Origin of the sequence: Flavobacterium lindanitolerans (assembly GCF_002846575.1) — a bacterium.
GTDB lineage: Bacteria > Bacteroidota > Bacteroidia > Flavobacteriales > Flavobacteriaceae > Flavobacterium > Flavobacterium lindanitolerans.
Genome location: NZ_PJND01000008.1, coordinates 402551 through 425390, shown reverse-complemented (window position 1 = coordinate 425390; position 22840 = coordinate 402551). Strand labels below are relative to the sequence as shown.

Here is a 22840-nt window from a genome sequence, read left to right as displayed (position 1 = left end):
TTACCGGAAAGTCAAATTGTTATTGCATCAAATGGAGGAATCGTAATCTGATACCCCACCTTGAGATTTAGGTTGAATTCTGTAAAGTTTTTGGTGCTATTTTCCTTTCCGTAACGTAGTTTTTGTACGAACAGGTTTTATAAATAAACATCAATATTCTCGCTGGACCTAAGAAGATATAGCAGTAAGCAATATGCTTGTGAAGTAAAATGTATGAATCAAAGTGACGCGCACTGTGGAGCAAATATATATAAAAAGAGAGTTCTTTTTTTAATTTGCCGGGATATAAATTTTAATAATTTTCCAATATTTTGTGTTCTAAAGAGATACGTTTCTCAGGTAACCTGAAAAATAAAGTGTTAAATTCTTTTAATTCTATTTAACAATACTTATCTTAGTTAATCTTTTATCCTACCCTCATAATTGAGGAGATTTTTTACATCAAGGTCCTTTCGGACTATTTTATTCCTAAACATCAATTTAGCAAATGCTTTCTATCAGAGAGCTGGCAACGCTATTCCGTTAACTGAATTTTTTTAATCTTCGGATAACTATATAGTAGCAATTTTTATGCCATAGTATTTTTTGGAATAGAAGCAAACACTATACACTATACACTATCAACTATACACTAAAAACTAAACACTAAAAACTAAACACTATCAACTAAACACAATGAAAACCTCAGACAAATTGATGCAAATTATACTTGTAGATGACGATACAGATGACCGATTACTTTTTGAAGAGGCATTCAATGAACTGGATTCCGGCGAAAATCTTACGATATTTAAAGATGGACGTGAAATACTGGATTATCTGTATACAACAACAGAAATTCCGGACATTGTTTTTCTTGACCTTAATATGCCTATCCTTGGAGGTATAGACATATTACGTGAAATAAGAAAAGATGAAAAATATCAAAAACTGTCTGTAGTAATTTATTCCACATCCTCGGCTGAAAAAGATATTGAAGATTCACTGATTGCCGGAGCCAATATTTATGTCAAAAAACCGAATGATTTTGAAACACTCAAAGAAACCCTAAGGAAAGTAATAAAAATGAACTGGCAGTTTCAATCGGCAGAATTAAACAGGGAAACATTTGTATTTGTAATCTGATACCAATTCCATATCCGGATTTTATTTTTTGCTGCCAGAATTTGAAAGCACCTTGTTTACTTTCTTTATTTTCCTGTCAGGAATCTGGTGGAGAATCAGTATAATGATACTCAGTAAAGAAGAAATAGAATTCGTAATAATAAGCGGCCAGTCCGACTTGAGGATGCCATAAGCTGTCCAAAGTGATGTTCCGATTAGCAAAACCAGATAAGTTCCGGCAGAAACACCTTTGCTGGTCTTATCTTTTATTATTTTATAAGCTTGCGGAATATTGGCAATAGTAGTGAAAATGGCCGCAAGGGTGCCTATTATAGTTATTGTTTCCATCGGGCGTGCTTAAATCAAATTTTACTGGAATGGTATTGTCTAATTTCCAAAATAAAAATTATTGAGGCTTATATTTTTCCTTCAAAATGTTGTAGGATTGAACGCTCCAATACACTTGTAATCATGCAGTAACATACAAACAAAACTTGGAATACTATAAGACACTATTTTGATGAGGTGCTTAATTTTAAGTATCGGCATGAAGCTTTAGAAGCTTTTGGACCGGCGAGAAGCAGACAAACGTAATCCGGAGTTGAAAACGGCAATCCTGATTGATTATTTAAATAGAAGAAAATGCCAGAAGGTCCAAGTATAGTCATTCTAAAAGAAGAAGCCAGTCAGTTTGGAGGTCAGGAAATTATTTCCGTTTCCGGAAACAGCAAAATTGACCAGAACAGACTGTTAGGTAAAAAGATAATTTCTTTCCGAAGCTGGGGCAAGCACTTTCTGATTTGTTTTAAAGATTTTACAGTCCGTATCCATTTTCTGCTGTTTGGAACTTATAGAATTAACGAGACCAAGGATGCTCTTGTTCGCCTGAACCTGACTTTTCCATCAGGAGAAATAAATTTCTATTCTTCCTCTATAAAAATACTGGAAAGTGACGTTAACCTGCATTATGACTGGAGTGCAGACGTAATGAATGAAAGCTGGAATCCGAAACAGGCCAGAGAAAAATTAAAAAACATCCCGAACAAACAAATTTGCGATGCTCTGTTGGAACAGGACATTTTTTCCGGTGTTGGCAACATTATAAAAAATGAAGTACTGTACAGGGTTCGTGTTCACCCGGAATCCTTAGTCGGAAAAATTCCATCAGAAAAGAGGGACGAGATTATAAAAGAAGCCAGAAATTACAGCTTTCAGTTTTTGGAATGGAAAAAGAAGTTTGAACTTAAAAAACATTGGCTTGCCCATACCAAAAAAACATGTCTTCGTTGTGACCTCCCAATTTTGAAGAAATATACAGGAGTGAAAAAACGCAGGAGCTTTTTTTGTGAGAATTGCCAGATACTATACCAATGAAAAAGAAAAATATATACATAGGCTGTTCCAGCTATAATACTGCTGACTGGAAAGGTGTTTTCTATCCGGAAAACTTACCTAAAACCAAATGGTTTGAATATTACTGCGAACATTTTTCTACCTACGAGCTCAATTCGACATTTTACAGGTTTCCCACACTTAAAAGTTTGCAGTCATGGCAAGATAAAACACCCGAAAACTTCCTGTTTTCAATAAAAGCACCCAAACAGATTACCCATATTCACAGGTTTAAAGAATGCAGACAGTTAATAGAAGACTTTTATATGGTGAGCAGTGAAGGACTTGCCGGGAAATTAGGTTGTGTTTTATTCCAATTGCCGCCAGGTTTTGATTATAGTGCCTCAGGTCTGGAACTGATAGTAAACAGCCTGAACCCTGAATTTAAAAACGTAGTCGAATTTCGTAATCAAAGTTGGTGGATACCCGAAGTATTTGATGCTTTAAAGCAAAGAAACATAACCTTTTGCAGTGTAAATTATCCTAAACTGCCTTCGGATATTATGGTGACTTCTGACATTGGCTATGTAAGATTTCATGGAAATCCTAAATTATTTTATTCAGCCTATGACCGGGAAATATTAGAAAAAGCTCAAAATGAGATTCTCAGCACAAATAAATTTAAAGAAGTATTCGTCTATTTCAACAATACTGCCAGCACAGCAGGTGTCTTAAATGCACTTGAAATGAAGGAATTATTAAAATCGAACCAGGTTTGACCAATGTCTGCCAAATCCTGCCGTGAAACCAAACAACAAGTCATTAAAATCAATTACTATGAAAGTGTCTGTTACTGAAACTAAAGACGACAATTTTTGCAGATAATATGGAACAAACATATTAAGTTAAGAATTCCTTTCCATCAGGTGGAAGGTGTGGCAACTTCAGATGGCAAACGTTATTATGCTATTAATGAAAAATGGCATTTGTATTTTTTTCACACCAGGCAGAAATTGCATGTCATTGAACTGGAATAGAGGGCAATAGTCACTCTTATTGCAGCGGTATCGACACCCGGTCCTTAAATCCAAGTTCTTTTTTAGACATCAGCTTTTTAAGTACTGTAACTTCCTTGCAGGTCCATTCTGCAGAATACTCCAATTTTTCAAGATAAGGTCTTAGTACCTCAAATGTTTTATGAGGAATTTTTTTCGCCAGGCTAATATGGGGAGTCCTGGCTTTGGATTTCACAGAAATCATCAGCTCTATAATAGGTTCCGGATTATTGATTTTTAAATAAACGGTAACGCTGTTTTTGTGGTCAAAATAATCCCAACCCTGCACTCTTATCGGGAAAGGCTTGCTTCCGGAAGTCAGTTCCTTTATAATTTCGGGTAAGGCTTCATCATCTGTACGTCGGTCTGTTAGGGTAATATGGGCGATAGAATGGACATTCTTTTCCGTAATATCCGCAATAGCATTCAGTTCCTTCTTGATCAGGGCTATATCAGCCTTAATGTCGTCCGGAGGAGAAAGCACGACAAGATAGGCATAGTCAGGCCCGAACAAAGAAGTCTGGTTATGGATGCGTTTCTTCATAATTAAAATAAAGATATTTCTGTATCCAAATTTAATCTGTCCCCGTCTTTTTTACCTACTAAAAAGCTCAGAAATTATTATATAATTTAAGGTCTGATGCGTTCAAAAAACGTCATGTAAGTTTATTTTAGAATTATATAATGCCCACAGTAGTTTTTATTTGGAAATTTAATAGGACAATCTTTTTCCGGACAGAATGGAATAAGATGGATAACTTAAAAATACAGTCATGAAAAAAGATAATCAAAAAGAGCAATCAAAAAAAGAAATGCCGGCAACTAACAAAACAGCTGCAAAAGCTACAGACGATAAAGATACGGCCCGTAATCAATACAGTGGTTCCGGTGATTTTGGTTCTGACGACAATGAAACAACAAACACAAAAGATGGGCAGCTCAATAAAGGGAAGACGATAGTTGACAGTCAGGTTCCTGAAAATGGAGACAGCCGCTATAATAACCAGAAGGCAAACAGGGCACATGGTCCGCGAAGCAAAACCTCACCCGGAGGAGACACTAATGACGGACAATAAAAATCATTTAGATACATGTACTCTTAATTGAATAAAATATTATGAATAATTTCAGCGATGCACTCATTTCTTCAGGCGATAATGTGTCTTTTTGGATAGACACTACGCCCATAATTTCTTTTAAAAAACCGGAAGGTTCGGCAAAAACCGAAGTGTTGATTATTGGCGGTGGTATTGCAGGACTTACGACTGCCTATCTTCTTTCAAAAGCAGGAAAAAAAGTCATAGTTGTGGAAGACGGATTTATAGGAAGCGGTGAAACCGGAAGAACTACGGCCCATTTAAGTAATGCGCTTGATGACCGTTACTATTATCTGGAACGGATATTTGGAAAAGAAGCGGCTGGATTAGCGGCAGAAAGCCACACGGCGGCAATTGATGAAATTGAGAAAATTATCAGGACAGAACATATTGATTGTGCATTCAGGAGAGTAAATGGTTATTTATTCCTGCATCCGTCAGACAAGGAAGAGAATCTTGATAAGGAACTGGAAGCTTCACAAAGAGCAGGACTTTCCACAATCCTGTTGCCAAAAATTCCAACTATGGCGGGAGGTAGTGACCAAAGATGTATTGTTTTTCCTAATCAGGCTCAATTCCATATACTTCAGTATCTGAGTGGACTTGCAAAAGCGATAATACGTTATGGAGGTATCATATACACAGAAGCACATGCTGAAAACATCACTAAAGAAGGAGCTACGGTAAATGGATTTGCTTTTAGGGCAGACCACATCGTTGTAGCAACAAATTCTCCTGTGAATGATGTTTTGAAGATGCACACCAAACAGCATGCCTACAGAAGTTATGTCATTGCCGGCAAAATCAGGAAAGGTCTGCTTCCTTATGCGTTATGGTGGGATACGGGCGACATGGATTCCAAATGGGTATCACAACCGTATCATTATGCCCGAGTAGCGGAATATGATTCAGAAAATGACCTGCTCATAGTGGGTGGAGAAGACCATAAAACAGGGCAGGGAGATGAGGAGTCCCTTTCGGAGTCTGCACGTTATGACAAACTGGAAGCCTGGACGCGTGAGCGTTTTCCTATGCTTGGAGATTTATCCTATCGCTGGTCCGGCCAGATTATTGAACCTGTAGATTCCTTAGGATTTATGGGTAAAAATCCGGGTGATGAAAATATTTATATCATAACAGGCGATTCCGGAAACGGAATGACACACGCCACATTGGGTGGAATGATTATCACAGATAGCATTAGAGGCATTCCTAATAGATGGCAGGAATTGTACAGTCCTTCCCGCATTACTTTAAGCACTGCCATCGATTTTTTAAAAGAAGCAGGCAATATGGCCGTACAATATATGGATTGGATAGGAACACCTGACCTTCAAAATATTGCCGACCTTGAACCGGGGCAGGGTGGTGTCCTTTCCCATGGCATACGTAAAATAGCGGTATATCGCGATTATGATAATAAGCTAAGTGCTTTTAATGCAGTATGTCCGCATCTGGGCTGTATCGTACAATGGAATAATGACGAAAAATCATTTGATTGTCCGTGTCATGGTTCCCGATTTACGCATGAAGGCAAAGTGGTGAATGGACCATCAATTGAAAATTTACGAAAAATTCGTATTACATAGGCTATTTGGCCTTCCGGAATTACTTCTGATCTTTTAATAATTCCACAAGCAAAAGTCCTACCTTGTTTATAGTCTGGGATATGATTTCTTTTGGGCTGCCCGTAAATACTTCTCTATGGGCAATATATTTTTTGTCCTGCATTTTGATATGGATAAACATAGTTCCCACAGGTTTTTCCGGAGTTTCACTACCGCCAGGTGACGTTAATCCGGTAATGGCTACTGAAATATCATTTCTGAAAAATTTCACCAGTCTTTCTGCAAGCAATTCTGTTACTTCAGAAGATTCTGCCGTATATTTTTCAATGGTTTCTTTAGGAATGCCGAAGAGTTCTTCTTTTACACAAACATCATAACAAACAATACCACCCAAAAATATCTCACCGGATTCCGGGACGAATGAAAATTCCGACGCGAGCCATCCCGCGGTTGCACTTTCAGCAAAAGCAATCTTTAATTTTTTCCCGGCTATAAGTTTGCTGCATTCTAAAATACTTTCTATGGCCATGATGTAAGAATTAAGTTTTTTTACGGTTTTGTGGCTTTTTCGCTACAGAACGTTTGCTGTTTTTGGGCTTCTTGAGGCGTATTTTGTATTGGTGTCCTTCTTTGGCTTCATCAAGTGAATGTGATTCGTGAAGTGCCCTTTCTTTTTTAGCCAATTCATTCAGCTTGCTGTAATACCTGTTAATGATTAGCATTTCATCTTCAGTAAGGTCTTCAATATCTACCAGGCGATTGCTGGCCAGTTTGCTGGAAGCCAAAAGCTCATTAAGTTTTAACTGCATGGCAAGCGAATCCTTGTTTTGAGATTTCTGGATAAGAAAAACCATCAGAAAAGTGATAATTGTAGTTCCGGTATTGATTACCAGCTGCCAGGTTTCGGAATAGTTAAAAACAGGACCGCATATTCCCCAGGTTACTACTATAGCAAAAGCGATCAGAAAAGCGGCTGTAGAGCCTGTCGCATGGGCAACTTTTGAAGCGAAAGTTTCAAAAAAATCTTTCTTTTTTTTGTTTTTTGATTCCATAGGGTCTTTGTGTTAGCTTTTAGTATAAAGTTCATAAATACCCTGTTGATGGGTGTTATATTTTTTTTGAGAAGCCTTACAGAATTTTTTACAATTTAAATCCGGTATCTTTTATAAATAAGGGATTAGCTTTATGTCGTTTCTGTACAATTTTATATAAAAAGAAACATGTAATTTTGAATCGGTTTGGCTTTAGCGGCCATTTAATACTTCTTCATGCTATGAAAAAATTAATCCTCTTAATACTATTGCTTTTTATGGTAAAAGCATCGGGTCAGAATCAGACAAGAAAGGTGTTGTTTTTAGGGAACAGTTATACTTATGTAAATGACCTGCCCTATATAATTTCTGAATTGGCTGCCAGTGTGGGCGATGTTTTAGTTTATGACAGCCACTTAATAGGAGGATATACTTTGGAAGACCATTTTGCAAGCACTGTTTCATTAAACAAAATCAGGTCACAAAATTGGGATTATATCATATTACAGGAGCAAAGCCAACGGCCGGCATTTATAATTCCAAGCGGATTCATGAACGGGTTTAATAACCTGACAACGTTTATAAAAGCAAATAAGCCTTGTGCACAGGTTATGTCTTTTATGACCTGGGGATATAAAAACGGGGATACTCAAAATTGTTCTGCAAATCCAGCCGTGTGTACTTATGACGGAATGCAGACCCAATTGACGAACCGATATGTAAGCATGTCAGATTTGTTCGAATCCGAAATTACACCTGTAGGAGTAGTCTGGAAACATATAAGGGAAAATTACCCTTCCATAGAGTTGTATCAGGCTGATGGCAGCCATCCGTCTGTTGCCGGTTCTTATCTTGCCGCCTGTTGCTTTTATGCTACTATTTTCAGAAAAAATCCCGGACAGATTTCTAATAATTATGGTTTGGATGCAAATACGGCATCCATTATAAGAAATGCGGCTAAAACTTTAGTGTTTGACCAGATGGAACAATGGTATATAGGAAGATATGTCCCGGTTTCAGATTTTGATTATGTAATAGGAACCGGCCATAATGAAATAAAAATAAACAGGAATGAAACCACTTACAGAAATTCCTTTATATGGGATTTTGGTGACGGAACAACTGCAACAGACCGCACGCCAACACATAGTTATTCTGCGGATGGAACTTATACAATCAGACTGACTTCCTACAAATGTTTTTTAGGGCAGAATATAGAGTCGGTTTTTGAACGTACCGTAAATTTTTGTGCCCACACGAATACCATTTACCCAAACCTTTTACTTTGCCCGGATGAAACTGGAACACTTTGGACACAGCCTGCAGATAGCTATCAATGGTATGATGAAACAAGCCCAATAAATGGGGCAACAAATCAATCCTTGCAGGTTGAACCCGGAAGAGCCTACAGGGTGTTGACTACGGTGAATGGCTGTTCCGAAATGTCTTCGCCAATGTTGGTAGATTCGTATATGAATATTGAAGACTGTAGATTGCGACTTCCGGAAAATAAAGCTGTAGAAGCCACCATTTTCCCCAATCCGGTTAAAGACATTCTTACTATCCGGACGAATAAAACCCTACAGGAAATTTCGGTTTATGACATGACGGGAAAAAGAATAACTGTAAATCAGGTTTCACCTTATGCTTATGATGTGTCCGGAATTTTAAAAGGGATGTATTTTTTAAGAATTAGCCTTGAAAATGGTAGCTATGTTTCAACAAAATTTATAAAAGAATAAAAAAGTAATAGTTAGTCTGTTTCTTTAGGACGGTACATTTAAATATTTGGCAATTCATCTTGAGAGAGCAGGATTGAGGAAACCGGATTTTGAAAGAGCCGTCCTGTTTTTATTGATTTCATTGGAGTATAAAAAAGCCTGCAGATTCTCACAGGAATATAAAAATTAACCTTTTGGATTAGAATAAAGTTTAAAGAAAGCTTGACAAAATGGTTAACACTTCAATTTAAAGGACTTTATTTCGCGGCATATGGAAACAAATCGGCTATACTATGATTATGAATTTATCAGTTTTCTTATCAGTGAATGCCAAAAGTCAGTCTTGGGTATTGTAATAAACAAGACTATTTCAAATATCCAGCAGCAAAGAAACAGGAAGTAAGGACTTTGGAGAACACGTTTCTTCCATCTGATTTTTTCTATGAGTACAATACTTATTGAAATTATAAAAGGAAGTAAAACTGAGGCCGGCAGACCCAGTCCCGGTTTTATATGGTTAAGCAATCTTGACATTCCGGGATTAAGTATAATAAGGGAAGCCGCAATTATAAAAGCTATGTGCCATCGGAGATTCTTTCTGTTGAACATTGCAATCAGGTAATATGCCGAAAACGAAATAGCATCCAGTAGTCCGATAAAGGCCGTAATCGCAGCTTTGTCTTCTGAGATGTTCATTTCCCTTTTTGTTTGGCGGATTACCAGTATAAGAATGGTAACTACTAGAACGGGGGTCAAAAAATATGAGATTTTGCCAATCTTTTGGTGTAACGCATACTTCTTTCGCCAGATAAGAATCGGCTGCACAAGCAGCAGGGCAAACCAGCATATGAAGGCCGCAAAGTGGATATGAATAACCGGTGGGAATTTAGTTGTATCCGGTAAAAAACGGATATAGGAATTGAAAAATCCTGCCAAGGATATTACTACCACGCTAAAAAAGAATGCTATCAATAATTGGTTGTTCTTCATAGTTATTCTGCTTGCTGATAAACGGATCCAATATCTTAATTTATAAGAACCAAACTGAAATCTTTAGATTAAAATGCTACCTGGAAACTCATTTCCTGACACTGAACGATGTTTCTATTGGTAAAAGTCTGATCTTCTATAGCCTGATTGGAGTTGTTAATACTTGCTACATTAATATGATAACTCCCCGGTACTAATCTGATGGTATCACTCCCTTTTCCTGCTTCAATTATTTTTTCTCGGGTAATACTTTCACTGCCAATTTGAGTTACCAATATACCGTGCTTTATATTGATGTCACCAAAAGATACTTTTACAACCCCGTAATTTTTTGCTTCGCAGTTTGCAATAGAAGCATTATCATCATCTTTTGAACATCCTGCAATAAAGAATGGCGAAAGAAATAGCAAAGAGACAAACAATTTTTTCATAACATTCGTTTTTCTATTAATACTTTAAAACAAAATTAGGATTACACAACGCATCATTGTTTGTAAAAAACGGAAATTTTCAGGGTTTCAGATAATCCAGTTCACACCAATTATTGATGTCGGAATGGGTATTTGAAAAATAATCCGACGGCGAAGTCCCCATGTATCGCATAAAATCCTTGTTCAGGTGAGAAAGATCGTGGTAGCCGCATCGCAGTGCAATATCGAACAGTATTTCCGGATTTTGGGCGTAAAGATTTACAAATGAATTAAAACGAATCATATCGCCATATTTTTTTGGAGAAAAACCGATATACTCCATGAAAAGATAATTCAGGTTCCTGTTACTGGTAAACACTTGTTCGCTTAGGTTTTCCACAGGAAAATGACCCGATTTTTGACACAGAATATTGATGGCTTTTGCAACCGCGCCATATTTTAAGGGAAGATTTACCCTAAATTTTCGGATAAGATACTCCTGTACCAACTGCCATTTTAAATCTACTGAATCGGCATAAGCTAGTTTTTCATTCACGTCTCGGGTATTTTGATCGATATCTGTTATATCAAACCGCTTGTTGGCAAAAATATGCGCATCATCATTGTGGAATAGACAGGAAATACCAGGTTGCATCTGGACCAGTATAACTTCGATTTCAGACAAAACATGAAATGAAGCAGGAAGATTTCCCACACCAAAGGCGTAAACAGAATTGGGACGGAATATATAATTTTCAGTACCATACAACATTTCAAGAGACTGCTTCTTTTCTATCACAAAAAATAATGTTGAAAAAATCCGGGGAACCATCTTAAATTCGCAAAAGTCCTCCGGATTCTGTTGAAAATATGAGGCGTTTGCAATATATCTGCCCAACGCAGGCTGTATGGGAAGTAACTGGTGATACATAAATCTGTTTATTTATGAGAAAATACCCGTGACATTCTTGAACTTTAATTAAAGCTACTCATGTTTAGCATATGTAAAATTACAAAATTTTTATTAGCGGGATTTTTGCCCATATTTTGGTAAAAGATTGAATAATCCATAACAAGTATCAACATACTGAGTAGGAGAGTATATCTTTTGGCTTTTCAGGTTGAGTTGTCTATACAGGAAGAATTTTGTTGGTTTTTTTAAAAATAGCTTGCAATCCACTCCTAAGCACACTTTTAGCCCCCTTTTTTATAAATTTGCTTTTAAAGCGTTAACAGGATGTTTAGACATACGGGAAAGGGTAGAACCTATTTGCACAACCTCAGGCTGGCTTCACTTTTGTCAGCGGTTGCGGGTATTGTAAATATTGTCGGAGTGCTGGGTCTTAACACATTGACGACCAACGTCACAGGTCATTTTGCTTTCTTATCGGAAGAATTTGTTACAAAAAATTACAGCCTTGTCTGGGTATATCTTTTCTATGTTGTGTTCTTTTTAGCCGGGGCATTCGTTTCAAGTATCTTAATTGAAATCGCAGCCAGACGCAATGTAATCCATTCCTATGCATTGCCTATAAGTTTGGAAATTATTGTGCTTCTGGTGGTTAGCTTTGCTGATACGCCTATGGACAACGACCAGTTCCCTTCAAAAGTTTTCCTTTCGTGTCTGCTGCTATTTGCCATGGGTCTACAAAATTCGCTTGTGACCAAAGTTTCCCAATCTGTAGTACGGACCACCCACCTGACCGGATTATTTACCGATTTGGGAATAGAGCTCTCACAGTTACTATTTTACAGAGGATTGTCTGAGCGTGCTATCTTAGAAAGAGTATCCTTTTGAAAGCCGCAATTATCGGCTGCTTTTTTATAGGGGGACTTTTGGGCGGTTTTATTTTTCTCCAACTTGGAATCAGGACGCTATACATTCCGGTTGCCTTACTGGCCGCGGCACTTTGGTATGACAGTATACTTTTGAGAATCTACCACATCAGGCGTAAATTAAGAGTTCACAATTGAATTTCTGTTTTACCACCTAACTGTTTTGGAAAAGAAATACATTGCAAAACCTTAAATTGTTAATGTCTCAATTTTACAATTTTTTCGTTATTGTTTCGCTTAGTTTTGAAATATAAAAAAAATGCCATGCAATACGTTACACTTTTGGGAGACTTTATAGGAAATGCTAAAAAAACATTCAAAACAGGTTGGGTAACGACTGTTTCAAAAGGGAATATTTTTCTGTTCATTCAACTTTTTGCTTGTAATTTTTGCTTTTCCCAAAGCTATTCACACTTGAGTATTTCAGATACAATAACGATCCATTCAAAAGTATTTGATGCCAAAAGAAAAGTAATTATAACAAAACCCTCACCTGCAAAGACAGAGGAGAAACAAAGTAACTATATTGTATATATGGATGCAGATGACCAAAATATCAATGGGTCATTTCTACAATCTGCCAACAATTTAATCGCTAATAAAGAAATACCACAGAGCTATTTGATTGGAATAATTCACGAAGACAGGAATACGGAACTTTTGGAGAAAGACAAGCTGCTAAATTTTCTTAAAGAAGAATTGATTCCTTTGCTTGAAGATAAGTATGGGAAAGCAAATAAAATAACCATAGCAGGTCATTCTTTTGGTGGATATTTTGCAACGTACGCATTTCTGAAGGATAATGATGTTTTTAATTCTTGTATAGCAATTAGTCCGGCTTACTGGCCAAACAAAAATGATGTTATCGAACTATTACATGAAAAGGCAAGCCTTGTTCATGGCAGCTTCTACTTAGCCGTTGGTGATAAGAGATGGGATGAAATTTCCTTAAGAAAAAACGTATTTAAGGTACAAAAAACACTAAGAAATCAAAAGAACCTTTCTTTTGGCTTTAATGATTTGACAGGCTTTGCCCACAATGCTACTCCGGTAGTAGGCTTTGGATTAGGACTTAGCTTTGTTTATGACGAATGGGAATGGATAAATATTCTGGAAGAACAGGACAATAAATTAAAGCAGTTCCCGGATTTTTGGGGTCATCTTGAAATAAAAGCAGAGGCATTGTTCCATTTAAACCGTGTTTCAGAAGCAAAATCCTTTTATCAGAAAGCATTAAAAAATACAGCAAAGGATAAACACTTGTCCAAATCGGAAATGAGAGAGGTAACGAAAAGACTGCGTACTAAAATTAAAAAATGCAGTAAAATTTTACGATAATTGTCTTCAGTTTTTATGGCAAATAAGGGAGCAATTCCATGGCAAAAACGCCTGCGTTATTGCCAGAGTTCCAAAGACATTCGTTTCCCAAACGGTCTTCATCTCATTTATCGACGTGATACTGGCAAGTTGTGCTGACAAAATTTCCTGCATAGTCCGTCCAGGTTTTCCTGCATTTGAAATAGCAGCATTATTCACAAGTACGGTGAGGTATCCGAATTCATTTTCAATGACGTTCACTGCCGCTTGTATAGAGTCGTTATCCGTAATGTCCAATTGAAGGGCTTTAGTAAGGCCACCGATGGCTGCAACAGCCGCTTCTCCTTTTTTAAGGTTTCTGGAACCCAAATATACCGTGTATCCATTATCAGCCAAAGCTTTGGCTATCTGGAACCCGACACCAGTGTTAGCACCTGAAACCAGTGCTGTTTTTCTCTCATTTGTATGCATAATTATATCTTTTAAATTTTACATAACAAAGTTCCTGATTTTGTTAGCTATGAATGTAGCCAAATCAGGAACATTTGTAGTTATATCGAGAAAGCTTCTAAGTTGCCAGTCACATTGCCCGCATTTATATTCAAGCTGCATACTGATGAGATTTCTGTTGAATTGTATTAAAAAAGGCTTGTAAAAATTGAATAGCAATAACTCTCCGAGCTGCCTTTTGAGGGATCATTCCTTACATCTGAACTTATCAAATGTTTTGTTTTTGTTAATATTAATACTAGAATTTCCAGGAAAAGAGCTGTAACACCAACAAATGACTGTGTGCCGTGTAGATGTCAAAAACTTCGATGTAGAACCTTACGAAGAACATACCGTTTTGTACTATTTTTGTCATCTGCTAATTTTAGATTTTGGAATATGTTGCAACGGGATTTTTTGATAAGCTGTTTACTGAATAGAATTAGCTTGAGGTCAAACATCCATTTCACTATTGGAATAACCTTATTCCTGATGTTTTTCGCGGTATGCTGCAAGGGACAGTCGACCAATGATTTCAGTTATCAAAATATAGGTGACGAACTTTACTACCTGGAAGATAAAAGTTCAGCGATGTCATTAACCGATGTCAAAAAACTAGCCGATACCGAATTTACAAAAGGGAAGGACGAAATCCTGAATTTTGGTAACACTTCTTCGGCATGGTGGATAAAAATCAGTTACACTGCAAAGCAGGACTTGCCTCTGTATCTCATCATTGATGCGCCCAATATCGAATACATCGATGCCTACACAACCGATAGTAAAGGCCAAACAGTCCTTTTTAAGACGGGATCCCTTAGGACTACCCAGCCCAATGTAATCGTCCGAAACAACTTTATGCTGAATCTTCCGGTCACCTCAAAGATTGAAAATAAAACGATCTATCTACGATTGAAGACAAATAATATCTTGCTGGCACCAATAAAGTTGGCTACGGCAGAAAGCGTGATACAGGGGCAGGAGTTCAAACAGGGAATCGAATATATCTATATTGGGTTGTTGATTGGGCTGTTGCTGTTTAACCTGTTCCTGTATGTCAGCGTCAGGGACATCACTTATCTTTATTACGCACTATATGTACTTACGTTATCAAGCTACCTGCTTATCTATATCAGGGGATACGGTTTTATTTTTGGAGATGAAATAAGGATCTTTTTTAATCAGTATCCCCATGTTCTCCTGAGCTTTTCGGTAATAGCTTCGTTACTGTTCTGCAATAAGTTCCTCCACCTGCGGCAAAGAGCACCTAAGATGCTGGGTATTTTCTATGGGATTGGCGGCCTTGGCCTGATTCTTTTTTTTGTCAGTGCTTTGGGATTCAAACACACGGCAACAACTATTGCTCAATTCCTGACGGTAACAGTAGCCGTAGTGGCATGGATTGCAGGTGTAATTGCCTATCGGAACGGACACCGACCTGCAAAGTATTATATCGTGGCCTGGTTCTTTATCTGGGTGACTGTAGCGATGGTTACGCTAAGCCTGGGTAGACTTATCCCGTCCAGCGAATTCACGATTCAACTGGTGCCTATTGGCTCGACCCTCGAACTGCTATTGCTTTCCTTCGCACTGGGCGATCGGTATAAAGTGATTATTAAAACAGAACAAGAGGTCAGGGACGAAAATCTGTTTTTGGTAAGAACACAGAATCAACGCCTCGAGGAAAAGGTACACGAACGTACGTTACAGCTCAACAGTACGATCAAGGAGCTGGAGAGTTCCAATGCCATCAAGAACAAACTGTTTTCAATCATTGCACACGATCTTAGAAGCCCGTTGAATAGCCTTTTAGGTATACTGTCGCTGAGCGACATGCAGCTGTTGACTCCAGAGGAATTGCAGGAACTACTCGAAGAAAATAAAAAAACAATCAAATCAGTCAGTTATACGATGGATAACCTTTTGCATTGGGCGCAAAGCCAGATGGACGGTCTGATAACCAAAAAGGACCGTTTTGAATTAAAGGCTGTATTTGATGAATTATTGGTGCTCTATCTTCCTCTGATTAAACAGAAAGGTATCCAATTGGAACGGTTGGTTGAGGACAACAGCATCATTAGCGCTGATCGCAATCAGGTCAGTCTTGTGTTACGAAATCTGATCGATAATGCAATTAAATTCACCCCCTTAGGCGGAAGAATCTGGTTTACGCTGCAATCTATACCCGAAGGCGTACAATTTTTGGCGGAAAATGAGGTTGCGGATAATCCTGGAATAGATATCGACAATAGGATTGGGAATAAGATGGCAAGCGCTACACGTGGTACCGGAAATGAACAGGGCGTTGGACTTGGCCTGATATTATGCCAGGAATACGTCAAAAATAATGGAGGCACATTTCAGGTCCATCAAAAGGAAAACAGGATCAGATTTTCTGTGGTACTGCCAGGTGAGGGGTAATACTTCCAATTTCCATTATTTTTTCCAAGACTATGGAAGTACCCAATGCTATCAAAGAACAGGTAACAATGCACGATCATTGGCATCGCGGAATCATTTTGTATAAAATCAATCAGCACTAAAATGACAAAGGCTGAATGAATTGAAAGAAACCAAAAATAGTGCAGTAAGCAAAATACCAATAAGAAACTGCCCTTATTGGTATCTTTTTATTGAATTAAAATTACCTGCTGGTTTTACCACGGAATTTCCCCTGTTTCAGGATTCATATCTTCGGAAAAAAACTTGCCTGTCGGGCCATCACTGCCTATTGTTGCATATTTTATAATTCTTCTGGCTGCGTCTTCAACAGAACCCTGCCCGAGCTGATGGTTGAAATCTGTCTTTGTCGAGCCCGGGCTTACTGCATTGACCTTGAACGGCAGGTCTCTAAGTTCATAGGCCAGTACAAGTGTATACATGTTCAATGCCGCTTTGGAGGACTGATACACGACACCTTTGTGCCTGTAATGGATAAAATCAGGATCGCTGTGAAGGGTAAGCGAACCTTGGCTGGAGCTTACGTTGACAATTCTGGGTTCATCTGATTTCTTGAGCAGGTCCAGAAATGCCTGGGTTACATTGACAACCCCGAATACGTTTACTTCAAATACTTCCCTAAATTTGGTTACGTCGGTTTCTGTTGCCGTATGCATCAGGGGTTTGTCTCCATCGAATTCGATACCGTTGATTCCCGAATTATTGATTAGCACATCCAGGGTGTCTGTTTTTTCACCCAAAGACGCCCGGGCTCTTTCAACAGATTCGGTATCTGTGACATCTATCTGGATAAATTCTGCATTTGAAAATCCTTCAGAGATAAGCTTTTCTACGGCCTCAATTCCTCTTTTCCTGTCGCGGCTGCCTATGAATACACGGTAGCCTTGCTGCAATAATTGCCTTGCGGTCTCAAAGCCTATTCCCTTATTCGCTCCAGTAATGAACGCTGTTTTCATATTGTTTAAAATTTTAATTATTACTCCTGCAAAGGTATCTGGTTTTTAGTATACATTTGTAATCGATATACTAAAGGATACCGACATGACGGAAGAAGTAGCATTGCAGATAAAGGAGCTGATCCTGCACGTGCAGGACACATTATATGTAATCGGCGGAAAATGGAGACTGCCAATAATCATCGCAATCAAGCATGGAAACCACCGTTTCAAGGACATAAAGGATTTTGTGCCAAAGATCACCAACAGGGTACTTTCCGCAGAGCTTAAGGCGCTCGAGGCCAATAAGCTGATCACCAGGAAAGTGCATGACACGTCGCCAATATTAGTAGAGTACAGGATCACCGAATATGCGCTTAGCGTGAAAGAAGTAGCCAATGCTATGGGAGACTGGGGACGGAACCACCGAAAAAAGTTGAAAGATAAGGGTGACTAGCCATTAGGAATGTGATGAGCAGAATAAGCAGCCCCCATTACCTTGGTTTTACTTAATTGGGAAGAATATTAAGTAAGTGAATAGGAGATATTTTTCTATAAATTTTCATTTTTAGTGAGTATTCCGAATAATCAGAAAGTAGTGTGCCTGCCTTGATAGCTCTCAGAAACGGAAGTAGCAAGTATTCAATTGAACGACCGCCTAAACTCCAAAGGAGAGAGTTTTGTTTTACCTTTAAAAAACTTGCTGAACGATTGTGAATGCTCAAACCCAAGGCTAAATGCTATCTCACTGACGGTAAGTCCAGAGGTTGAAAGCTTTTCTTTGGCTTGTTCAAGTATCTTCATCTGTATGTGTTGTTGGGCCGTAAGCCCGGTGAGCTGCTTGAGCATACTGCTGAGATATTTTGGAGAGATTGCAAGATTTCGGGCAAGGAAATCGACAGAAGGGATGCCATGCAATGCCTGTTCGTTCGTGCTAAAATAATCTTCCAGCAGCTCCTCGACGCCTTCCAGCAATTTATGGTTGGTGACTTTACGTGTGATAAACTGCCTTTCATAAAAACGCTCGGAATAATTCAGCAACGTTTCAAGATTGGAAATGATGATGTCCTGGCTGAATTTGTCGATGTTGGAATGGTATTCGTCCCTGATATTTTTTGTAATTTCATTGATAACAGTCTCTTCCTTATCGGAAAGGAACAGGGCTTCACTGGTCGAATATCCAAAGTATTCATACTTCTTTATCTTTTTGGCCAGTGAGGTATTCCATAAAAAATCAGGATGCACAAAAAGCATCCAGCCTTCAAGATGGGGAGGCACACCGCCGTCTTCGCCCCGTAACACCTGTCCTGGTGATAAAAAGGCCATAATCCCTTCGTCAAAATCATACTTCTGCTGCCCGTAGTGCAAACCATCACAGCCCCTTTTCATAGAAATTACATAAAGGTCAAAGATAACCGCATCAATACCGGTATCATTCCGAAGGCCTTTAAGGTCAACAATACTGATAAGTGGATGGCAGGGGCTGGGAAGCCCCATTAAGCGGTGTATTTCCGATACTGATTTTATCCTGTAAGGTGTCGAATTTGCCATAATGCAAGTTAAGTTATTTTTTGAAAGGGTATCCCAACCCAATCATAATTAATGGCATTACAAGAAACGGAATCTCAAACAGTGCCATCTTGTAATTGCCAGCACGCAATGCCAATGACATAATCAGGACAATTACAAAAGCATTGAGCAGATTTCCCAGAAAAAATGTCCTTGGAATCAGTAAAAGTACCGCAATCAGCAGAGCAAGAGCCCCAAGGAAAGGAACGGCGGATTCGCCTATGCCAAGATCCGCCATTGCTTTGACAGACTCCGGATTGCCCTTGTAATTGAACGTATCCCAAGAATGTCGGACATTAAGTGCTACTGATATAATCAGCAGAACTAATGAAATTATATTTTTAACCATATTATATTATTTAAGGAGGTAAGCATTCATTATATAGCCCATGGCTATTGCGATTGGCACACCAATTACGGCACTTGCCAATGCCTGGCGTGCTTTGTTCGGGTGGCGGTTCCTGTGCTTGAAAAACAGAAAAAAACCTATCGGAGGAACAGTGTTGGAAGCCATGAACCAGAACTTTGATAGTGTGTCGTTATTTTTTGTTTCCATCTTACTTATTTTATACGATTCCATTTAAAAGTTTTCCCAAGCATCGGCACTCCCTTATAACCTCTGGTCTCAAGTTCATCAGCGGTCTTAAGCTTGCCTTTGAGGCTGTAGGTATTGCCATCTTGTATGCTGTAGAGTTTTCCGTCTACATATGCGCCATCTTCATATACCAATCCCGTAATATGGGTAATGCCCTGTACCGGTCGGTTTTTCATTTTTGAGTCAGGGTTCTTACTATCTCTCTTGGGTGTTTTGTCATCTGTCTCGAACATGTCCTTGGACCACAAGAGCTTTGCCGAGTAGGTATTACCTGATTTGAATACTTCTATTTTATAATCTTCGCACTGCCAAACGCCTACGATTTTGTCGGCAGGTAATTTCTGAGCAAAGGATGTAATCGATACGAGTAGCAGTATTACTGCAAAAGCATTTTTTTTCATTTTTATGTTTTTAGTTGATTATTAAGTTGTCTGAATCTTTGAAATTCCCTGTGGCCGAAGTTCATCAGTGCTTTAGGGATGATGTGCCCCAGAAACCTGATGATCTTTACCAGAACAGGCATGATTTCGAGCGTATCTTTTTCTAGTCCCTTAATAGCCACTTGCACTACTTTGTCTGCGTCCATCATCTGGCGTGGGTTCGGCTGTAGTATCCATTCATTTTGCAGGTTAGTATTGACTCCCGGGGGGATAAATTCAAGCACTTTTACATTCGTTCCCTTCAATTGCAGGCGTAAAGCCATGGTGAAGGCGTGAACTCCCGCCTTTGATGCGCTGTAGACAGGTGCCGAAGAATAGGCCAAAAATGCGATGGCAGAAGAGACATTGACAATAGCTGCAGATTGTTTTTCCATTAGATGGGGCAGGAACTGATGTACCATCCGGATGGTTCCCGAAAGATTGATGTCAATTTCACGCATCAGGTTTTCTAGGCTTTTGGAAGAGTCCAACATGTCAATCAGCCGCATTTCGCCAGCATTATTGATAATGATGTTAAGGTCTGGAAATTGTCGGGTAACTTCTTCAAAAAGCCGCCTTGTATCTTCCGGACTGCCCGCATCGCTCTGAAAAGTGTGGATGTTACTGAATTGCTTCTTTGTTTCATTCAAAGCCTCAAGCCTGCGCCCCGTAATAATTATCTGGGCTCCCTTTTCAGTAAGCTGCTTTACAAGTTCGAGGCCTATACCGCTGGTTCCTCCTGTGATGAGGACAGTACTGTTCTTTAAATCCATAGTAATAACATTTGATGATACAAAGTTCTGTCATTACCTATAGAGCACTGTAGCCGAAAGGCGCAATGTTGTAGCCATAGTACGTCAGTCGGTTAAATAATATTGGATTTTAGTAGATATAAAAAACAGCCAACACTGCTTGACAGTTTTTAAAGAAGTTTTCTCTCAAAAGGTACACGACGCATTTCCTTTATCGTGTTGTCCGGCATGCCGATGCTCATCTCGAAGGCATCCGCATTTTCCGATGTCATTATTAAATTTCCTTTCATAGTATTCAGTGATAGTTTTTTTTTGTTTAAGTAGGTAAAAAAATACCGCTTGGGATAGCTTAATAACCATTGCGGAAACGCATTTGCTACTGGTCTATTTAAAATGCTGTTTGTCTATTAGTATTTTTTTGATGAGAACAATTTGTACATTTTTGTTCTAATCGAACGGTTAAAAATACATCATATAAAACAATGTAAAGTGTATGGGAATTGTATAGGCAATTTTTACAATCTACTCTAGTGGTCATGGCAGCAATCCTTCTTATTCTGTTAAAAAATTGTTGGAAGCCAGAGTATTTAGAATATGCCGCATCTGTACTATTTTTTAATTCCCCTGTTTATTACCTAGCAATTATTTAATTTAATACAGAGCAGAATATGAAAACTAAATTTTTATTAGGCCTGATTGCTATTTTTATAATAGCCGGCTGCAGCAAAGACGATGACAATAATCCGTCTAACGAAATGGAAACCGATGTATATGTAGTTGGTTACGAGGGTAATGTGGCCAAATTATGGAAAAATGGTGTAGCCACCAATCTCACTGATGGAAACAAAAATGCCGCAGCCCAGTCTGTTTATGTGGCAGGTAATGATGTATATGTAACAGGTTATGAAAATAATGGGACCAAAGATGTAGCCAAATTATGGAAAAACGGTACTGGCATCAATCTGAATAATGGTAATTATAACGCCGCTGGGCGGTCTGTGTATGTGGCAGGAAGTGATGTATATGTAGCGGGTTATGAAAACAACGGAATACATGATATGGCTAAAGTATGGAAAAACGGTGTGGAAACTAATCTTGTCAATGGAACTAGTTCCTATATCTTTTCTGTCCACGGATCAGGCAATACTATATATGTTGGCGGTCATGAAAGTAATGGAACTAAATATGTAGCCAAATTATGGAAAAACGGTACGGCTACCAATCTTTCTGACGGAAGCCGTAATACATTTTTATTGTCAGTTTTTGTATCAGGTAATGATGTTTATGCAACGGGTTACGACGAACCATCTGAGTCCCAGAGAGTAGCTAAACTATGGAAAAACGGTGTGGCGGAAAATATTTCAGATGGCAGCCGTCAAACTGTTCCGGCTTCCGTTTATGCACTTGGTACTGATACTTATGTCGCAGGTTACGAATTTAGCGGAGTGAAGCGCATAGCCAGACTTTGGAAAAATGGTACAGCCACCAATCTTACTAACGGTAACAATAACGCAAGTGCCTGGTCTGTTTATGCAGCAGGTAATGATGTATATATGGCAGGATATGAGGAGAATGCAGCCGCAAAAAAAATTGCCAAAATATGGAAAAACGGTGTTGCGACAAACCTTACTGATGGCAGTAAAGATGCAGAAGCTAAGGCGGTATTTGTTTCGCAAAGTGAAAGAAATCACTTTAATAACTAAAAAATAGCCGTAAATAGGAAAACTGGATTACTAAGTTAGCTTTTGTGGCAAGAGGGATATCAGCTTCAAAAACAGTTGTTAGCGGATATCCAACGTTTGTATCACGGAAATTAACGTTAGTTTATTATCTGCTTACCTTTTGTTTTTGTTTCTTACTTTTGGAATTGCTAACGCTGGTAAGCCTTATATTAATTGGCGAAATCCAAGGTTATCCGGTGGGGGATGCACTATATTCCGCTAGGGGAAATACGAAAATGGAAATTTACTACGCGAAAACACAATTTGGACATCCCTGGATTATTCTGGGCGATGCAATTTCGGAAGAAGCTTTTCTATGTGAGGTTGAAGCAGATGAAGATTTCCAAAGTATGGAATTACAATGGCAACCAGTAAAAATAACAGTGACATATTTAACGGAGAATGATTTTCCTGATCCGGTTAAAATTACGTAGTAGAG

At 38.6% G+C, this 22840-nt stretch carries 27 protein-coding genes; 13 read left to right on the top strand and 14 right to left on the bottom strand.

Annotated elements, in window-relative coordinates:
* Window positions 1–675: 675 nt before the first annotated feature.
* Entirely contained in the window at window positions 676–1125 is a 450-nt protein-coding gene (locus B0G92_RS11815) for a response regulator (protein ID WP_245867840.1), read from the top strand.
* Window positions 1126–1146: 21 nt separating this feature from the next.
* Here B0G92_RS11815 and B0G92_RS11810 read toward each other — a convergent pair whose 3' ends face one another.
* On the bottom strand, window positions 1147–1452 hold the full coding sequence (locus B0G92_RS11810; protein WP_101472342.1) for a SemiSWEET family sugar transporter: 306 nt from the start codon (window positions 1450–1452) through the stop codon (window positions 1147–1149).
* A gap of 294 nt (window positions 1453–1746) precedes the next feature.
* Between B0G92_RS11810 and B0G92_RS11805 the strand changes: the two genes are divergently transcribed.
* The 3 genes from B0G92_RS11805 (at window position 1747) to B0G92_RS16710 (ending at window position 3473) form a co-directional block, all read left to right on the top strand.
* Window positions 1747–2478, top strand: coding sequence for an endonuclease (locus B0G92_RS11805; protein ID WP_101472341.1), 732 nt, complete (start codon window positions 1747–1749; stop codon window positions 2476–2478).
* Window positions 2475–3215 carry a DUF72 domain-containing protein gene (locus tag B0G92_RS11800; RefSeq protein ID WP_101472340.1) on the top strand — a complete coding sequence of 247 codons (741 nt, stop codon included), beginning with the start codon at window positions 2475–2477 and terminating at the stop codon, window positions 3213–3215. The genes B0G92_RS11805 and B0G92_RS11800 overlap by 4 nt, the downstream gene beginning before the upstream one ends.
* A 96-nt stretch (window positions 3216–3311) precedes the next feature.
* Window positions 3312–3473 carry a hypothetical protein gene (locus B0G92_RS16710; protein WP_180326435.1) on the top strand — a complete coding sequence of 54 codons (162 nt, stop codon included), beginning with the start codon at window positions 3312–3314 and terminating at the stop codon, window positions 3471–3473.
* 16 nt (window positions 3474–3489) lie between these two features.
* On the opposite strand, the gene B0G92_RS11795 is transcribed toward B0G92_RS16710, so the two are convergent.
* Window positions 3490–4035, bottom strand: a complete 546-nt coding sequence (locus B0G92_RS11795; RefSeq protein WP_101472339.1) for a 2'-5' RNA ligase family protein — start codon at window positions 4033–4035, stop codon at window positions 3490–3492.
* Window positions 4036–4264: 229 nt separating this feature from the next.
* Here B0G92_RS11795 and B0G92_RS11790 point away from each other — a divergent pair, with 229 nt between their 5' ends.
* Together B0G92_RS11790 and B0G92_RS11785 are read left to right on the top strand one after the other, a co-directional pair.
* Window positions 4265–4567: a hypothetical protein gene (locus B0G92_RS11790; protein ID WP_101472338.1), complete on the top strand. Its 303-nt coding sequence runs from the start codon at window positions 4265–4267 to the stop codon at window positions 4565–4567.
* Between the two features lie 41 nt (window positions 4568–4608).
* The gene (locus B0G92_RS11785) at window positions 4609–6177 is read left to right on the top strand and encodes an FAD-dependent oxidoreductase (protein WP_101472337.1); all 1569 of its coding nucleotides are present in this window, start codon (window positions 4609–4611) and stop codon (window positions 6175–6177) included.
* A gap of 19 nt (window positions 6178–6196) precedes the next feature.
* Here B0G92_RS11785 and B0G92_RS11780 read toward each other — a convergent pair whose 3' ends face one another.
* Window positions 6197–6685: a CinA family protein gene (locus B0G92_RS11780; protein ID WP_101472336.1), complete on the bottom strand. Its 489-nt coding sequence runs from the start codon at window positions 6683–6685 to the stop codon at window positions 6197–6199.
* Between the two features lie 10 nt (window positions 6686–6695).
* Window positions 6696–7208 carry a low affinity iron permease family protein gene (locus B0G92_RS11775; RefSeq protein ID WP_101472335.1) on the bottom strand — a complete coding sequence of 171 codons (513 nt, stop codon included), beginning with the start codon at window positions 7206–7208 and terminating at the stop codon, window positions 6696–6698.
* 221 nt (window positions 7209–7429) lie between these two features.
* On the opposite strand from B0G92_RS11775, the gene B0G92_RS11770 reads away from it, so the two are divergent.
* Complete coding sequence (locus B0G92_RS11770) at window positions 7430–8929, top strand: T9SS type A sorting domain-containing protein (protein WP_101472334.1); 1500 nt, start codon at window positions 7430–7432, stop codon at window positions 8927–8929.
* Window positions 8930–9205: 276 nt separating this feature from the next.
* Here the strand turns inward: B0G92_RS11770 and B0G92_RS16625 are convergent, their stop codons facing one another.
* The 3 genes from B0G92_RS16625 to B0G92_RS11755 all read right to left on the bottom strand — a co-directional run bounded on the left by B0G92_RS16625 (window position 9206) and on the right by B0G92_RS11755 (window position 11239).
* The gene (locus tag B0G92_RS16625; protein WP_143395030.1) at window positions 9206–9604 is read right to left on the bottom strand and encodes a hypothetical protein; all 399 of its coding nucleotides are present in this window, start codon (window positions 9602–9604) and stop codon (window positions 9206–9208) included.
* 362 nt (window positions 9605–9966) lie between these two features.
* Window positions 9967–10329, bottom strand: a complete 363-nt coding sequence (locus B0G92_RS11760; RefSeq protein WP_101472332.1) for a hypothetical protein — start codon at window positions 10327–10329, stop codon at window positions 9967–9969.
* 79 nt (window positions 10330–10408) lie between these two features.
* Window positions 10409–11239: an AraC family transcriptional regulator gene (locus B0G92_RS11755; RefSeq protein ID WP_056065596.1), complete on the bottom strand. Its 831-nt coding sequence runs from the start codon at window positions 11237–11239 to the stop codon at window positions 10409–10411.
* A gap of 306 nt (window positions 11240–11545) precedes the next feature.
* On the opposite strand from B0G92_RS11755, the gene B0G92_RS11750 reads away from it, so the two are divergent.
* Both B0G92_RS11750 and B0G92_RS11745 read left to right on the top strand, forming a co-directional pair.
* Window positions 11546–12106 carry a YoaK family protein gene (locus B0G92_RS11750; RefSeq protein ID WP_245867834.1) on the top strand — a complete coding sequence of 187 codons (561 nt, stop codon included), beginning with the start codon at window positions 11546–11548 and terminating at the stop codon, window positions 12104–12106.
* A gap of 302 nt (window positions 12107–12408) precedes the next feature.
* Window positions 12409–13482, top strand: coding sequence for an alpha/beta hydrolase (locus tag B0G92_RS11745; RefSeq protein ID WP_101472478.1), 1074 nt, complete (start codon window positions 12409–12411; stop codon window positions 13480–13482).
* A gap of 6 nt (window positions 13483–13488) precedes the next feature.
* Here the strand turns inward: B0G92_RS11745 and B0G92_RS11740 are convergent, their stop codons facing one another.
* Window positions 13489–13932 carry an SDR family NAD(P)-dependent oxidoreductase gene (locus B0G92_RS11740; RefSeq protein WP_101472331.1) on the bottom strand — a complete coding sequence of 148 codons (444 nt, stop codon included), beginning with the start codon at window positions 13930–13932 and terminating at the stop codon, window positions 13489–13491.
* A gap of 465 nt (window positions 13933–14397) precedes the next feature.
* Here B0G92_RS11740 and B0G92_RS11735 point away from each other — a divergent pair, with 465 nt between their 5' ends.
* The gene (locus B0G92_RS11735) at window positions 14398–16371 is read left to right on the top strand and encodes a sensor histidine kinase (RefSeq protein ID WP_180326434.1); all 1974 of its coding nucleotides are present in this window, start codon (window positions 14398–14400) and stop codon (window positions 16369–16371) included.
* A 236-nt stretch (window positions 16372–16607) separates the two neighbouring features.
* Here the strand turns inward: B0G92_RS11735 and B0G92_RS11730 are convergent, their stop codons facing one another.
* Window positions 16608–17366, bottom strand: a complete 759-nt coding sequence (locus B0G92_RS11730; protein WP_101472329.1) for an SDR family oxidoreductase — start codon at window positions 17364–17366, stop codon at window positions 16608–16610.
* Between the two features lie 85 nt (window positions 17367–17451).
* On the opposite strand from B0G92_RS11730, the gene B0G92_RS11725 reads away from it, so the two are divergent.
* Entirely contained in the window at window positions 17452–17802 is a 351-nt protein-coding gene (locus tag B0G92_RS11725) for a winged helix-turn-helix transcriptional regulator (RefSeq protein ID WP_056065610.1), read from the top strand.
* Between the two features lie 185 nt (window positions 17803–17987).
* Here the strand turns inward: B0G92_RS11725 and B0G92_RS11720 are convergent, their stop codons facing one another.
* Genes B0G92_RS11720 through B0G92_RS11700 form a run of 5 tightly spaced genes read right to left on the bottom strand, consistent with a single transcriptional unit; the run spans window position 17988 to window position 20701 of the window.
* Entirely contained in the window at window positions 17988–18896 is a 909-nt protein-coding gene (locus B0G92_RS11720; protein WP_056065612.1) for a helix-turn-helix domain-containing protein, read from the bottom strand.
* Between the two features lie 13 nt (window positions 18897–18909).
* Window positions 18910–19263, bottom strand: coding sequence for a DoxX family protein (locus B0G92_RS11715; protein ID WP_101472328.1), 354 nt, complete (start codon window positions 19261–19263; stop codon window positions 18910–18912).
* A 6-nt stretch (window positions 19264–19269) separates the two neighbouring features.
* Window positions 19270–19470 (bottom strand): hypothetical protein, encoded by a 201-nt coding sequence (locus tag B0G92_RS11710; RefSeq protein ID WP_101472327.1) that lies wholly within the window; start codon window positions 19468–19470, stop codon window positions 19270–19272.
* 5 nt (window positions 19471–19475) lie between these two features.
* Window positions 19476–19910: a DUF2147 domain-containing protein gene (locus B0G92_RS11705; RefSeq protein ID WP_101472326.1), complete on the bottom strand. Its 435-nt coding sequence runs from the start codon at window positions 19908–19910 to the stop codon at window positions 19476–19478.
* Window positions 19911–19912: 2 nt separating this feature from the next.
* Complete coding sequence (locus B0G92_RS11700) at window positions 19913–20701, bottom strand: SDR family oxidoreductase (RefSeq protein ID WP_101472325.1); 789 nt, start codon at window positions 20699–20701, stop codon at window positions 19913–19915.
* 647 nt (window positions 20702–21348) lie between these two features.
* Here B0G92_RS11700 and B0G92_RS11695 point away from each other — a divergent pair.
* Both B0G92_RS11695 and B0G92_RS11690 read left to right on the top strand, forming a co-directional pair.
* Window positions 21349–22383 carry a hypothetical protein gene (locus B0G92_RS11695; protein ID WP_101472324.1) on the top strand — a complete coding sequence of 345 codons (1035 nt, stop codon included), beginning with the start codon at window positions 21349–21351 and terminating at the stop codon, window positions 22381–22383.
* Window positions 22384–22637: 254 nt separating this feature from the next.
* A complete protein-coding gene (locus tag B0G92_RS11690) occupies window positions 22638–22835 on the top strand; it encodes a hypothetical protein (RefSeq protein ID WP_143395029.1) in 198 nt (65 codons plus the stop codon).
* Window positions 22836–22840 lie beyond the last annotated feature (5 nt).